This is a genomic window from Rhizobium sp. 05N49 (assembly GCF_056396805.1).
The window spans coordinates 35,143-49,945 of sequence record NZ_JBFTME010000007.1; the positions used below are offsets into that span (position 1 = coordinate 35,143).

The window sequence follows — 14,803 nt, forward strand, 5'->3', positions numbered from 1 at the left end:
CGTCGATGACGACAAGAGGCGGCGCAGCCACGCGGCATGAAACCGGCAGCGCCGCACTGCTGGCATTCTGCCTGTTGCTGGCGCTCGCTGCGACTGTCCTGGCCGGCATTTCCTTCGGCGTTTCCGCGCTACCGGTCGCCCGCGCGCTTCACCTGCTTTTTGTGCCCGATGGCTCGCCTGACAGCGCCCTGGTCTGGGACGTGCGGCTGCCGCGGGCAATGCTCGCCACGCTGGTCGGCGCCAACCTCGCCGTTGCCGGCGTGCTGATCCAGACGCTGACCCGCAATTCGCTCGCTTCGCCGCAGACCTTCGGCATCAATGCCGGGGCCTCGCTGGTCATCGTGATTTCACTGATCGCCATGCCGGGCCTGAGCGCCGGAGGTACCGTCTGGCCGGCTTTCATCGGTGCGGCTGCCGTAGGTCTCGCCATGTGGGCGCTGTCGGTATCGGGCGCGATGAACGAGATGAAGCTTGCGCTTGCTGGCATCTCCATCCAGCTCGTGCTCGCCGCCCTCGTGCAGGCGATCCTGATTGCCAACAATGCCGGCCAGGATATCGTCTACTGGCTCGCCGGTTCCATCAATGGCGCGCAATGGAGCAAGGTCTGGATCATACTGCCTTTCACGCTTCTCGGCGGCGGAATCGCTTTGATCGCCGGTCGTCATTTCGGCGTGCTGGCGCTTGATGAGACCACCGGTATTTCGCTTGGCCAGAATGCCCGGCGTGTCGGCGGCCTCGCGGCCACGCTCATCGTCGTCCTTGCCGGGTCGGCCGTCGCCGTCAGCGGACCGATCGGCTTCATCGGCTTGCTCGTGCCGCATATCGTGCGGCGTCTTGCCGGCAACGACCAGCTGACAGTGATCGTGCTGAGCGCTATCACCGGCCCCTTGCTGCTGACTGCCGCCGATCTCCTGGGCCGCGTCGCCGCCTTTCCGGCCGAAACCCCTGTCGGCATCGTGACGGCTCTGATCGGAGCACCGGCTTTCGTCGCCATCCTCTGGCGGCAGAGGGCAAAATGACGAGTGCGGCCCTGCCATCGAAGAGCCTGCGTGCGGCAAGCGTCTGCCTTGCCATTGCGGCCCTCATCGTAATCGTTGCCGTGCTCGGCATGACGATCGGCGCCGTCACGCTCTCGGTCGGCCAAGTGCTGGACGGCATTGCCGGCGGCAAGAGCGCCTTCATCGTCATGCAGTACCGCGCCCCGCGCGTCATCGTGTCCATCCTCGCCGGCGCCTCGCTCGGCATTGCCGGCGCCTTTCTGCAAGGCGCGCTGCGAAACCCGCTGGCCTCGCCCGATGTCGTCGGCATTACCAAATGGGCCGGCCTCGGCGCCTTCCTTGCCGGTCTCTTCGCGCCGCCGGCCTGGGCCGTCTGGGCCATTCCCGCTGGTGTCGTCGCCGGTGCGGTTGCGGGCGCGCTGGTGCTGCTTGCCATCGGCCGCAGCTTCGGCGGCGGCATCGCGGCCTTGGCGCTTGTGGGCGTCGCCCTCGGCATGTTGGCCCAGGCGCTGATGCAATATGTCATGGTGCTCTTCCCGACGCGCGCCGACCAGTCGATGGTCTGGCTTGCCGGCAGCGTCTATGGCTCGACGATGACCGATGTGGTCGCTCTCTCACTCTGGCTCATCGCCTGCCTGCCTTTCGTGCTGATCGCCACTATCAGGCTCGATGCCGGCGGTTTTGGTGACGATACGTTGACGAGCCTCGGCATTTCGCCTGGCCTCTTGCGCGGCGGCTTCATCGTCGTCTCGGTGCTGCTCTGCGCCGGCAGCGTCGCCGCCGTCGGCAGCATGGGCTTCCTCGGCCTGCTGTCGCCTCATGCCGCCCGCCTGCTCGTCGGTCCACGTGCCCGGCATATGGTTCCGGCAAGCGCGCTGATCGGCGCCCTGACGCTTTCCGCTGCCGATCTGATCGGCCGGCTCGTGGCCCTGCCGAATGAGATTCCGGCCGGCATCGTCGCCGCCGTGATCGGCGGCCCCTATCTCATTTTCCTGCTGATCAAGGAGGCGGGTCGCCATGACTGATGCAGGCAAGACAGACGCCGGCCATTCACGCCTCTCCGCCGAGGATCTGACACTCGGCTATGCTGCAATCAAAGTGCTCGATCATGTCGATGTCACGATCCCCGACGGCAGGATCACTGCCCTGATCGGTGCCAACGGTTCCGGCAAATCGACGCTGCTGCGTGCTCTCGGCCGTATCATCCAGCCGCTCGGCGGCACCGTGACGCTGGACGGCAAGGCGATCGCTTCCATGCCTGGCAAGGCGATCGCCCAGACGCTGGCGCTCCTGCCGCAAAGCCCCGTTTCGCCCGATGGCCTGACGGTGCGCCAGCTCTGCCGCTTCACAAAGGCATGCTGTCGCGCACGAGCCGTCACGACGAGGCGATCGTCGAGGCGTCGCTCGCTGCAACCGGACTGTCGGATCTTGCCGAACGCCCGCTCGACCGCCTATCCGGCGGCCAGCGCCAGCGTGCCTGGATCGCCATGGCGCTGGCGCAGGAAACGCCGATCCTGCTGCTCGACGAGCCGACGACCTATCTCGACATTGCCCATCAGCTGGAAGTTCTGGAACTGTTGAAGGAATTGAACGAGAAGAGTGGACGCACCATCGTCATGGTGGTCCATGATCTCAATCACGCCGCCCAATATGCCGACCACATCATCGCGGTCGCCGATGGCGGCATCCATGCTGCAGGCAGCCCCGGAGACTTGCTGAAGCCGGAGCTGATCCGCAGCGTCTTCGGCATCGATGCCGTGGTGATATCCCATCCGGTTGATGGGACACCACTCTGCCTGCCGTTCGTTGGGCGCTAAAGCAGCGTTCCGCTGAGGATCAGCAGCGCCACAGAGAAGTAGATGACGAGCCCGGTCACGTCGACCAGCGTGGCGACGAACGGAGCCGATGCCGTTGCCGGATCGAGCCGAAGTTTCTGCAGCAGGAAGGGCAGCATCGAACCTGACATGGAGCCGAAGGTGACGATACCGACCAATGCGGCAAAGACCGTCAGGCCGACCAGCTGCCAGTGCGGGCCATAATCATAGAGCCCGGCCGTCTGCCAGAAGATCACGCGCAGCATGCCGACAAGCCCGAGAATGGCGCCGAGCACGACGCCCGTCGGCAGTTCACGCAGCAGCACCCGCCACCAGTCGGTCAGCTTCAACTCGCCGACAGCCAGCGCCCGGATGATGAGCGAGGTTGCCTGCGAACCGGAGTTGCCGCCGGAGCTCATGATCAGGGGAATGAAGAGCGTCAGAACGACGGCCTTTTCCAGCTCGCCTTCGAAATGCTGCATGGCGCTTGCCGTCAGCATTTCGCCGAGAAAGAGGGCACAGAGCCAGCCCGCACGCTTGCGGATCATGCCGCCGAAGCTGATCTTCATGTAGGGCTTGCCGAGCGCTTCCATGCCGCCGAACTTCTGGGCGGCCTCGGTAGTGTCTGATATCATCGTGTCGATGACGTCATCGACCGTGACGATGCCGAGCACCATGCCGTGGTCGTCGACGATGGGCATGGCCAGGAGGTCGTGCTTGCGGATCAGCCGTGCGACGTCTTCCTGCTTCATCAGCGCATTGGCCGAAACCGGCGTACCCTTCTGCGCGACGGAAAGGATCGAGGCGTCAGGCTCGCCGGTGATGAGGCGGCGCAGTGTGACGACATGCATAAGCGCGCCGGAATTGTGATCCAGCACATAGATGGCATAGACGGTTTCGCGGGAGCGTTCGACCTGCCGCACATGGTCCAGTGTCTGGGCAACGGTCCAGTCGTCGGGCACGCTGACGAATTCCGTCGTCATGATGCTGCCGGCCGTGCGCGGCGGATAGCCCATCAGATGCTGGATGGCGATGCGGACGGGTTCTTCCAGGCTGGAGAATAGGCGTACGCGATCATCGACATCGAGTTCCAACAGAACGTCGGCGACGCGGTCGTTCGACATGCCATGCAGCAGCCGGGCCGAATCTGCGCTGTCCATCAGCGCCAGAACGGCCGGTGCGTTGCGCAGTTCCGGACGGTCGAGAATGTTGACGGCATAGTCCTGCGGCATCCGAGAGAGGATGCGGCCGGCTTCAGCCGGGGCAAGTCCGTTCAACGACTCCACGCGCTCGGCAATGGTCGCGACACGGCTGTTATTCATGAAGGCACGGGCAGCATAGCCGGCCCGCAGGGGGAAGCGATTGATATTCATTGGCTCGCCTTTCCGTCGATCCGCCGTAGCGTCCGAACGGGCGAGCCTGGAGCGTCCAGGTCAGCGCACGACGGCCGCGTACGGCAAAGGCAATCGACTGCTACTGTCGCTTGGCATCGTGATGATGGCTCCGTTGATATCCGTGCAAGACATGCGTCATCCACGTGTCACACTAGGTGGTCTCGAATGCGGAAAAAGTCAAGCTGCCTAGATGCTTAACGCCAGAATGCCGCACCCTCGGCGCGGCATTATAGGTCAGCATCCTTTACGCAATATTTCGGGCGTCGAAGAAGGCGGATTTTCGACCTCGAAAACCTCAGAATCCGGCGAGAACGACCTTGCCCTTCATCTTGCCGCTCTCGACCATGGCATGCGCCTTTTTCAGGTTCGCGGCATTGATCGCACCCACGGTTTCCGACAGCGTCGTGCGGATTTTGCCGGCATCGACGAGCTCGGAAATCTTGTTGAGGATCTTGTGCTGCTCGATCATGTCAGGCGTGCCGAAGAGCGGACGGGTGAACATCAGTTCCCAGTGAACCGAAGCGGCCTTGCGCTTGAAGGGAACGATATCGAAGGTCTTGGGATCGTCGATCAACGCGAAGCGGCCCTGCGGTGCGAGCGCTTCGACAATATCGGCAACATGCTTGTCCGTATTCGTCGTCGAGAAGATGAAGCCCGGCGCGCCGATACCGAGTGCTGCGACTTGCGGTGCGATCGGCTTGGAATGGTCGATCACATGATGTGCCCCATGAGCCTTGACCCATTCCTGTGTTTCCGGTCGGGAGGCGGTGGCGATCACGGTGAGGCCGGTCAACATGCGGGCGATCTGCACGGCAATCGAGCCGACGCCGCCGGCGCCACCGATAATGAGCACCGCAGGAGCCGCGCCCGGCACCGGATCGGTGACACGCAGACGGTCGAACAGCGCTTCATAGGCGGTGATCGAGGTGAGCGGCAGGGCGGCCGCAGCGGCAAAATCGAGGCTCTTGGGTTTGCGCCCGACAATGCGCTCGTCGACGAGCTGGAATTCGGCATTGGAGCCGGGGCGATTGATCACGCCCGAATAGAAGACCTCGTCGCCCGGCTTGAACAACGTGACATCCGAACCGACAGCCTTGACGATGCCGGCCGCGTCATAGCCGAGCACCTTCAGTTCATCGGCAGGCGGCGCCATGCTGGCACGGACTTTCACATCGACAGGGTTGACGGATACGGCCCTGATCTCGACGAGCAGGTCGTGACCCCTGGCTTCCGGGGTCGGCAGCTCGACGTCGATCAGCGAGGTTTCGGCGGCGATTGGCTGTGGGGTCTTGTAGGCGACGGCGCGCATCTTAGGAAACTCCTGTGTTCATTGCACGAGAGCTAGATGCGACCTATGTTCCGCCAACGCAAGAATGCACAAATTCTGTACGTAGTACCAAAAAGGATACTGTAAATGTCGCTGCCGCGCGCCAAACTGGTCACGAATTTCCCCGGTTGCCCGGTCGAGGCGACGCTGAGTTATCTCGACGGAAAGTGGAAGGGAGTGATCCTTTTCCACCTGATGGACAGGACTTTGCGCTTCAACGAGCTGAGACGCCATCTGCCTGCCATCACCCAGCGCATGCTGACGAAGCAGCTGCGCGAGCTGGAGGAATCAGGCGTGATCTCACGAACTGTTTACCCGGTCGTGCCGCCGCGTGTCGAATATGCGCTGACACCGCTCGGCTCCACGCTGAAGCCGGTCATCCGGGCGCTTGCCGCCTGGGGCGATGAATTCGTCTTCTGCAGCCCCGAGGGACGGGAGCTGCGTATCGCAAAGGCCTTAGGCAGTTCGGCTGCGGAGCTCCAGGCGTAGCGACGCGGCAAAGACGAAGAGGCCGAGGAAGGACAGGACGGCGCCGACATAGCCGGTCGCCGCAAAACCGTAGCCCCAGGCAATGACGAGGCCGCCGAGCCATGCGCCGAGCGCGTTGGCGATGTTGAAGGCCGAGTGATTGGAGGCGGCGGCCAGCGTCTGCGCATCGGCTGCGACATCCATCAGGCGCGTCTGCAGCGCCGGGCCTGCTGCAAAGCCGCAGCCGACGAGGAAGACGCAGAGCCCAAGCATGTAGGGGTTGGAGGCGGTCAGCGAGAACATCGTCAGGACGACGATATTGTAGACCAGCGAGCCGCCGATCGTGCCGAGCAGCGATTTGTCTGCAAGCCATGAACCGATGACATTGCCGGCATTCATGCCGACGCCGAAGAGCACGAGCATCAGCGCAACGGCCGTTTCCGGCAGCATTGCCACCTGCGTCGTCGTCGAGGCGATGTAGCTGAACATCGCGAACATGCCGCCGTAGCCGACTGCGGCAACGCCGAGCGTCAGCAGGATCTGCGGACGGCGGAAGGCGCCGAGTTCACGCAAAGCGCTTGCCCCTTCAGCAACCTTGTCATGCGGCACGTAGAACCAGATGAGCGCAACAGTCACGAGACCGATGATGCCGACGGTGAGGAAGGCCACCTGCCAGTCGAGCGCCTGGCCGAAAAAGGTCGTAAGCGGCGTGCCGAGCAGGGTTGCGACCGTCAGGCCGAGCATGACGCGGCCGACGGCTCGCGCGCGGCGATGCGCCGGCACCATGGAGGCGGCAACGAGGGCTGCCACGCCGAAATAGGCGCCATGCGGCAGGCCGGTAATGAAGCGCAGCACCGCAAAGCTTTCGAAGGTCGGCGCGATGGCGCTCAGAATATTGCCGACGGCAAAGAGCAGCATCAGGCAGAGCAGCAGCGTGCGCCGCGCCATCTTGGCGGCAAGCACGGCGATGACGGGTGCGCCGATGACGACGCCGAGCGCATAGGCGCTGATGACATAACCAGCCTGTGGGGTCGTGACCGAAAACGTGTCCGCCACATTGGGCAGCAGACCCATGATGGCGAACTCACCCGTACCGATGCCGAAGCCGCCGGCGGCGAGCGCCAGTTGCACGAGCGCGACGGTCATGGCCGAGGGAAGAGCTGCCTCTGGCCCGGAATCGGTAGAATCGTCATCGATGGAATCATTGATGGAATCGTTGACGGCAACCTGGCTCACGGGCGGTCCTCGGAGGATCTGTGCTTGGATAACGGCCGCTGGCGGGACACGCAGGGCCGGTCATTCAGAAATGGCGGGAGGCGGAGATAGGATCTCCAGCCTTCTATCTATCAAATGGCAAGCCGAAGGCGTCGAGTGCTTTTTTTGCAGTGCAGCGTCCTGCTATCTGCATACGTCCATTGCAATATTTGCGCTTCAGCAAAGTGTCCGGAAAAATCGTCCGGCTTGAAATCACAGGTGTATCGACCATTTCTTGAGGGCAGGCATCACAGCGAGGACAGGGAATAGGCACCTCATGAAGCTCGTCGGTTTTTTCAATCGCGACGGCGGTACCTTCAGAACGACAGACATGCAGGCTTATGAGAAGCGCGCGGAGGAGGTCTTCCGCGATGCCGGGCATGATTTCGAAGCGATCGTCTTTTCCGGCGGCGAGATCGTTCCCGCCATGGAGCGCGCCGCACGGCGCGACGATATAGACGGCATTGTCGCCGGTGGTGGCGACGGCACGATCTCGGCAGCCGCTTCCATCGCCTGGAAGAACGGGGTGGCGCTTGGCGTCGTGCCGGCCGGTACCATGAATCTCTTTGCCCGCTCGCTGAAAGTGCCGCTCGATATCTGGCAGGCGCTCGATGTGCTGGCTTTCGGCGAGCTCGACAATGTCGATATCGCCAGCGCCAACGGCAGACCCTTCATTCACCAGTTCTCCGCCGGACTGCACGCACGCATGGTGCGATACCGCAATTCCTACAGCTACCGCTCCCGCCTCGGAAAGATGCGCGCCAGCACCCGTGCTGCCTTCGGCGTCGTCTTCAACCCGCCGGAATTCGAGGTCGCGTTCGAGGCGGCGGGCATGAAGGAGACCCGGCGCGTCTCGGCGATATCGGTCTCCAACAATCCCTTCGGTGAAAACGCGCTGCTCTATGCAGACAATCTGCGCAGCGGCGAACTCGGCTTCTATACGGCAAAGCCGCTGAGACCGCTCGGCGTCGCACGATTGGCGATCGACATGCTGCGGGGCAAGTTCCGCGAAAACGACGCTGTCATGGTCATGCATCCGGCCGAGGTGTATCTGCATTTCCCGAAGCTGCGCGCCAAGGCGAATTGCGTCATGGACGGCGAACTTCTGCCGCTGGCGCGCGATATCACGGTGAAGCTTCATCCGGGCGAACTGAAGGTACTGGTCAGGCAGGGATTGGCTGCACAGGAAGGCGAGGGTGACCGGCGCGAGCCGGCAGCCTGATGCTCAGAACGAAGCGGCGCGCCTGGCCCTGAAAGGAATGAGGGCGCTTTCGACGATATCCCGGTTCGCCTCGTCGCCGAACACACAGGTGCGATTGCGTCCCTTCTTCTTGGCGCAATAAAGCGCCTCGTCGGCCGATGCGATGAGTTGGCGCCAGCCGCTTGCACCGCATAGACCGGAGGCGACGCCGATGCTGACGGTAATGGAAAGATCGATGCCGGTTTCCCCGTCACGGATCACATGCGCCTGAATGCGGCTGCGAAGTTCCTCTGCAAAATCGACGGTATTCGCAAGATCCGGTGTCGAAACGAGAACGGCGAATTCCTCGCCGCCATAACGTGCGACGACGTCGGTGGGACGCATCGCACCTTGCAAAAGGGTGGCCATTTCGATCAGCACGGCATCGCCGGTAAGGTGGCCATAGGTGTCGTTGACCGTCTTGAAGTGATCGATATCGATCAGCATCAGGCAGACATCTTCCTCGCGCTCCGAAGGCGCGTTGCCGAAGCCTTCCAGCGCCCGGCGGTTCCATACGCCGGTCAGCCCGTCCTTTTCGGCCTGCATTTTCAGCCGAGCCTCGTATTCGGCCCGCTCGTCGAGCTTGCCGCGCAGCAGTTCCAGCGCGTCGAACAGGCTGCGCATTTCCGGCGCCTTTGATCCCGTCCCAAGGTTCGTCATGGCGCCGCCCTCGGCAAGCGCGATGATCTGCCGGCGGGCCGTCAGCAACGGATCGAGCATGTGAAGGCGGATGGAGCGGAATAGCGTGAACAGCACCGCGAGAGCGGAGGCGGTGATCACAGCGATGACCGCCAGGCGATAGGACGCGGCATAGTGTTGGGTTCGGTAGCGCTTCACCACGTCGTCGAGAAAGACCGTGCGCAGCCTTTCGAGCGGCTGCAGCGTCGGAACGTAGTCGCGCGTCAGATCGACTGCGGAAACCGAATAATCCCCGGAGATCTTGCCCTGCTCGATCAATATCTTGACGAGCTCGACGCCGGATCCGAAAAAGATCGTATCGATATCCTTCATGAGCTGCTGGGACAGCGCATCGCGATCGCTGACGATTTTCTGGCCCTGCATCAGCTTGCGCAACTCCAGGAGCCGGCCGATGGTGCGGCTTGCGTCGGTGATATGGCTGTCACGCAGCGGCTGGCGCGTGGCAATCGGACCCATGATCTGTGAGGCAGCCCGGCCGCCATATTCGCGCATGTCACTGATCATCCGCCCCGTCAGGAATGGTGCGGTCAGTTCCGACCGGTGGGCGGTGAAGGCGGCTATGTGCCAGTCGACAACATGCTGGAAAGTTTCGATCACCTCGATCATCTCGCCGATCGCGTTCTGCACATCGTCCGGCTGGCGGTCGGCAAGCGGTGTTGCGGCAACGCGGTCGACGGCTTCGCGAGCCCTGCTAAGCTGCGTTCGTGTCTCGGCAAGCGCGGCCCCGAGATCGGGAAGGGAGGAGGATACGTTGACTTCAGGCGGCTCATCGAGCGCCTCGAGCGAGATATCGCTGATGCGCCGGAAGACCTTCAAGCGCTCTGTTGCAGGCGCGCTGCTGTTTGGCTCGATCGCCATGATGTCATTGGCTGGTCCGCGTTCCGCCGACATGCGGCTCGCCGCTTCCAGGACCTGGCGGAAACGTTCCACCGCCCGCAGATTGTCATTGGTCGAATGATAGCTTTCGTAGGTCGGAATGAGAGCGCTGGCTGTCAGAACGAGGGTGAGAAATGCCACGATGACAGTTGCAAAAAGCAGCTTTCCCTCAAGAGTGATGCGGTTCATCAAACCGAACCCTTTCAACCTGTCATCCGATCCGGCTCCGTTTGCCGGTTTGCTGAATATGCTGATATCAGGCATATATTACCGATTTCGAGTATAGATAATCGATAATGCCCAACAGGGTTAAGAAAAGCGTGCAGGTGAAAGTTATGTGACCGCTCTATTAACTAGAGGCGCGCAAGATATGTGCGATAATCGAAATCCGATACGGTGCGAAGGTAGGCTATTGCTTCCTTGTGCTTTGTATCGCCATACAACTTTCGATACCTATCGCCGAAGATATTGGCGATAAAGGATGACTGCCGGAAGGCTTCGACCGCCGTCAGAAAATAATACGTGAGCCGTTTTGCGTCCGGTGGTGTGTAAGCGGGCGTCGTTTCCTCGCCCGGATCGAGATCTCCGTCGAGGCCGAGCAACATGCCGCCGAGGATTGCCGCCAGTAGAAGATAGGGATTGGCATCCGCACCCGCCACTCGGTGCTCGATGCGCGCCGCCGGTCCATCGGTATCGGGAATCCGGATTGCCGTGCCGCGATGCCCGCTGCCCCAGGTCAGATCGGTCGGCGCGAAGGAACCTGGCTGGAAGCGGCGATAGGAATTGGCAAAGGGCGCGAAGACCAGCTGTGCCTCCTGCATGGTCTGCAGCAGGCCTGCCGTCACCGATTTCAAAAGCCTTGGTTCTCCGCCCTTGGCATCGAGGATATTGTTGCCATCCCTGTCGATGATGCTCGCATGCACATGCAGTCCCGAGCCTGCATGCTCGGAATAGGGCTTGGCCATGCAGGTGGATTTCAGCCCGTGCCTGCGTGCGGCCTGTTCGGCAACGCGCTTCAGATAAAGGCAGTCGTCGGCCGCAGCCAGCGCATCGGGCCGGTGCAGCAGGTTTACTTCGAACTGACCAGGCCCGAACTCCGCCGTCGTCGCCTCCGCCGGCAGGCTCATCGCCTTGGCGTAGGCGCGCAGCGTCTGGAGATAGCCGTTGAGCGCATCGACCGCACTCATGTCATAAAGCTGAAAACCGTTCGGATCGCCGCGATAGGTAAGGCTTGCGGGCGGAGAGGGAATGCCCGTCTCGCGCCAGTTCTCCTCGACCACATAGAATTCCAGCTCGGTCGCCACCACAGGAGTCAGCCCGCGCTCGGCATAACGTTCAAGCACGGAGGTGAGAATACCGCGCGGATCCATGAAGCTCCGGCTGCCGTCGAATTCGTGCATCGTGGCAAGCACCTGCACCGATCCCTCGGGCGCCCAGGGCATTGGCGTCAGGCTGCGCTTGTCGGGAATGACATTGCCGTCGGGGTCGCCGATCGTCAGCGACAGGCCCGTAATATCGTCATTGTCGTCGCCCCATATATCGAGCGATTGCGTGGAGGTCGGCAGGCGGATGTCGCCGGCCCAGACCTTCTCTTCGGCCGATAGCGGCAGTTGCTTGCCGCGCAGATCGCCATTCATGCCGACGATCAGGATCTCGAAACGCGGATCACCCGCTTCAGTCTCTTTGCCCTTGCTCGCCATGACCTTGAAAATCCTCTCGCAGAAGGCCAAGGTCGTAAACCATCAGTCAAAGCCTTTCAATCCGAAGGTCTAATCATGTCCGATACTTACCCACTGTCAAACCTTGCCGCGATCGATGCCGCACACCATCTGCATCCCTTCTCCGACATGAAGAAGCTGAACGCCGATGGCACGCGCATCATCCAGCGCGGCGAGGGTGTGCATATTTTCGACAGTCACGGCAAAAAGTACCTCGATGGCTTCGCCGGTCTCTGGTGCGTCAACATCGGCTACGGCCGCAAGGAAATCGCCGACGCCGTCGCGCGTCAGATGAACGAACTTCCCTATTACAACACCTTCTTCGGCACGACCTCGCCGCCGACGACCCTGCTGGCGGAGAAGGTGACGTCCAAGGCCGGCCCACGCTTCAACCACATCTTCTTCACCGGTTCAGGCTCGGAGGCGAACGACACCTGGTTTCGCATGGCCCGTGTCTATTGGGCAGCCGTCGGCAGGCCCTCGAAGAAGACGGTCATTGCACGCCGCAACGGCTATCACGGCTCGACGGTTGCGGGCGCCAGCCTCGGCGGCATGAAATACATGCACGAGCAGGGCGATCTGCCGATCCCGGGCATTGTCCATATCGGCCAGCCCTACTGGTACGGGGAGGGCGAAGATCTCTCGCCCGCCGAATTCGGGCTGAAGGTCGCCCGCGAGCTCGAAGCCAAGATCGATGAGCTCGGCGAGGAGAACGTCGCCGCCTTCGTCGCCGAGCCGATCCAGGGTGCGGCCGGCGTCATCGTCCCGCCGGAGACCTACTGGCCGGAGATCGACCGCATCTGCAAGGCACGCAATATCCTGCTTGTGAGCGACGAGGTCATCTGTGGTTTCGGGCGGCTGGGCGAATGGTTCGGCCATCAATATTTCGGCGTCGAGCCGGATTTCGCGCCGATTGCCAAGGGGCTTTCCTCGGGTTACCTGCCGATCGGCGGTGTGCTCGTCAGCGATCGCATCGCCGAAGTGCTGATCAACGACGTCGGCGATTTCAATCACGGCTTTACCTATTCCGGCCACCCGGTCTGCGCCGCCGCAGCGCTCGAAAACCTGCGCATCATCGAGGAGGAGAAGCTCGTCGAGCGCGTGCGCGACGACATCGGCCCCTATTTCGCAAAGAAGTGGGGCGCCCTTGCCGAGCATGATTTCGTCGGTGAGGCGCAAAGTGTCGGCCTGATGGGCGGCTTGCAGCTTGCCGCCGACAAGAAGACCCGCAGCCGTTTCGAAAAGCCCGATCCGATCGGCGCGCTGGTGCGCAATCACGCGCTGGCAAACGGCCTCGTGCTGCGCGCCACCGGCGACCGCATGCTGGCCTCGCCACCGCTCGTCATCAGCCATGAGGAGGTCGACGAGATGGCGCGGATCGCCAAACTGGCGCTCGATGCGGCCTGGAAGGAACTGCGCGCTTAAAGCAATTCCGGCAAGAGTGCATAGCGGTCTTGCGTCCGCAATTGCGTGAAAACAAGGAGACAGAGTGTTTCCGCGAGTAGAAGAAAGACGGAAATACTCTAGGGATAGGCGACCGCGTAAGCGAATTGATAGGTGTCGCCCGGCCGGCCGTAGATATAGGGCAAGGTGACGACATGCGTCTCCGGCTGTTTTAGACCGTTCTGCGCCAGCAGATCCCCGAAATAGTCGTTCGGCCAGGCGGGCGGCGGTCCGCCCTTGTCATCGCGCCAGACGAAAACGACGGGATGTTTTGCATCCAGTCGAAACGTCGGCTTGAAGTCCGGATAGAAATAGGTCTGCACCGGTGTGTCGGGCATCAGCAGCCGCATGTTGCCGTCAAGATGCGGATCGTAGCCGACGATCAGCCCCGGTTCGCCGCCGATGTCCTTGCGGATAATCTCGGCAAAGCCGGAATAGGGAATGTTCAGCCGCTGATATTTGCCGAAAAGCGGACCCCAATAGGCTCGCATGGCAAGCACGGCCAGCACCGCAACCATGATGACACCGCCGACAGCAAGCGATGCTCGCAAGGGCACGCTTGCATCGACTTCGGCACTGTCTGCCTTCATGCAGATATAAAGCGGCAGGATAAGAAAGAGTGGCGTCAGCCACCGATCGGCGACGTTGTCGACCCCGGCGAGCAGGATCATCAGTGCAATGGCGCCGATCTCGATCAGCAGGATGCGACCGGCAATTCTTGTCCAGCGGCTGGAAGCGCGCCACATGGCCGGCAACGATTTGGCAAAGAGCGCCAGAAAGATGGCGACCGATACGCCGGCTATGCCGATCATTGCAGAGATGAAGCGGAAAACGCCGGTCGATACCTGCGCCAGAAAGCTTTCCCCGTCACCGGTCATCTTGTGCAGCGTGCGGTCGACGGCAACGTCGAAGTGCTGCAGGAACCAGAGTGCGTGTGGCAAAACGATAGTGATCGACACGACGATCGTCAGCGCCAGCCGCCAGTCTAAAATCCGCTTGCGAAAATCGGTGTCGATGAGGGCAGCGATCAGAGCGGCGGCCGGGAGGAGCGCGAAATTATACTTCGATATCATCCCGATGCCGGTCGCAATGCCGACAATGGTGTAGGAGATCGCCGAAGGCGCCTTCAGCGTGCGGAAAAAGCCGTAGAGGAACAGCGATCCGGCAAAGATCGTCGCGACCGAATGCGTCAGGTCCCGCTGTGCCTCGAAGACGATCTGCGGCACGGTGAGCAAGCCAAGCGTTGCCATCACCACCAGGCTGCTGTTCCTCAACGTCAGACGCGCCGCCAGCCAATAGAAGACGTAGGACAGGAACAGCATGGTGCATTTGAGGAATGACAGCGAAAACAGCGACACGCCGATCAGCGATGTCACGCCATACTGCACCCAGTTGTAGAAGGGCGGCTGCGAATTATAGCCGAAGGCGAACCACTGCGAGAGCAGCATCTGCTCCGCCTCGTCCAGCTCCAGCGCATTGGGGATGCTGAGCCGCACGATCAGGTGGAGCAGAAAATAGGTTCCGAGCACCGCCAGGATCAGATGTGGCCGGCGGCTGAAAAGGCCTTCCACG

At 61.9% G+C, this 14,803-nt stretch carries 11 protein-coding genes and 1 pseudogene; 6 read left to right on the forward strand and 6 right to left on the reverse strand.

Annotated elements, in window-relative coordinates:
* Window positions 1-5: 5 nt before the first annotated feature.
* From AC1DF8_RS15570 to AC1DF8_RS15580, 3 genes and pseudogenes are all read left to right on the forward strand, one after another.
* Window positions 6-1,019: an iron ABC transporter permease gene (locus tag AC1DF8_RS15570; RefSeq protein WP_112547814.1), complete on the forward strand. Its 1,014-nt coding sequence runs from the start codon at window positions 6-8 to the stop codon at window positions 1,017-1,019.
* On the forward strand, window positions 1,016-2,023 hold the full coding sequence (locus AC1DF8_RS15575; protein WP_478154112.1) for a FecCD family ABC transporter permease: 1,008 nt from the start codon (window positions 1,016-1,018) through the stop codon (window positions 2,021-2,023). Before AC1DF8_RS15570 ends, AC1DF8_RS15575 begins: the two co-directional genes overlap by 4 nt.
* A pseudogene (locus tag AC1DF8_RS15580) lies at window positions 2,016-2,815 on the forward strand (ABC transporter ATP-binding protein). The gene AC1DF8_RS15575 and the pseudogene AC1DF8_RS15580 overlap by 8 nt, the downstream one beginning before the upstream one ends.
* On the opposite strand, the gene mgtE reads toward AC1DF8_RS15580, so the two are convergent.
* Window positions 2,812-4,185, reverse strand: a complete 1,374-nt coding sequence (gene mgtE / locus AC1DF8_RS15585; protein WP_478154113.1) for a magnesium transporter — start codon at window positions 4,183-4,185, stop codon at window positions 2,812-2,814. The pseudogene AC1DF8_RS15580 and the gene mgtE sit on opposite strands and share 4 nt — an antisense overlap.
* 316 nt (window positions 4,186-4,501) lie before the next feature.
* Entirely contained in the window at window positions 4,502-5,515 is a 1,014-nt protein-coding gene (locus tag AC1DF8_RS15590) for a zinc-binding alcohol dehydrogenase family protein (RefSeq protein ID WP_112967916.1), read from the reverse strand.
* Window positions 5,516-5,620: 105 nt separating this feature from the next.
* Between AC1DF8_RS15590 and AC1DF8_RS15595 the strand changes: the two genes are divergently transcribed.
* Complete coding sequence (locus AC1DF8_RS15595; RefSeq protein WP_112544784.1) at window positions 5,621-6,022, forward strand: winged helix-turn-helix transcriptional regulator; 402 nt, start codon at window positions 5,621-5,623, stop codon at window positions 6,020-6,022.
* Here AC1DF8_RS15595 and AC1DF8_RS15600 read toward each other — a convergent pair.
* On the reverse strand, window positions 5,990-7,237 hold the full coding sequence (locus AC1DF8_RS15600; RefSeq protein ID WP_478154114.1) for an MFS transporter: 1,248 nt from the start codon (window positions 7,235-7,237) through the stop codon (window positions 5,990-5,992). The two genes, AC1DF8_RS15595 and AC1DF8_RS15600, sit on opposite strands and share 33 nt — an antisense overlap.
* A gap of 295 nt (window positions 7,238-7,532) precedes the next feature.
* Between AC1DF8_RS15600 and AC1DF8_RS15605 the strand changes: the two genes are divergently transcribed.
* Entirely contained in the window at window positions 7,533-8,477 is a 945-nt protein-coding gene (locus AC1DF8_RS15605) for a diacylglycerol/lipid kinase family protein (protein WP_112967918.1), read from the forward strand.
* A gap of 3 nt (window positions 8,478-8,480) precedes the next feature.
* Here the strand turns inward: AC1DF8_RS15605 and AC1DF8_RS15610 are convergent, their stop codons facing one another.
* Entirely contained in the window at window positions 8,481-10,259 is a 1,779-nt protein-coding gene (locus AC1DF8_RS15610; RefSeq protein WP_478154115.1) for a GGDEF domain-containing protein, read from the reverse strand.
* Window positions 10,260-10,423: 164 nt separating this feature from the next.
* Complete coding sequence (locus tag AC1DF8_RS15615) at window positions 10,424-11,800, reverse strand: glutamine synthetase family protein (protein ID WP_478154116.1); 1,377 nt, start codon at window positions 11,798-11,800, stop codon at window positions 10,424-10,426.
* A 45-nt stretch (window positions 11,801-11,845) separates the two neighbouring features.
* Here AC1DF8_RS15615 and AC1DF8_RS15620 point away from each other — a divergent pair, with 45 nt between their 5' ends.
* A complete protein-coding gene (locus AC1DF8_RS15620) occupies window positions 11,846-13,213 on the forward strand; it encodes an aspartate aminotransferase family protein (RefSeq protein ID WP_478154117.1) in 1,368 nt (455 codons plus the stop codon).
* 98 nt (window positions 13,214-13,311) lie between these two features.
* Here AC1DF8_RS15620 and AC1DF8_RS15625 read toward each other — a convergent pair whose 3' ends face one another.
* Window positions 13,312-14,802, reverse strand: a complete 1,491-nt coding sequence (locus tag AC1DF8_RS15625) for an ArnT family glycosyltransferase (RefSeq protein WP_478154118.1) — start codon at window positions 14,800-14,802, stop codon at window positions 13,312-13,314.
* Between the last annotated feature and the right edge of the window lies 1 nt (window position 14,803).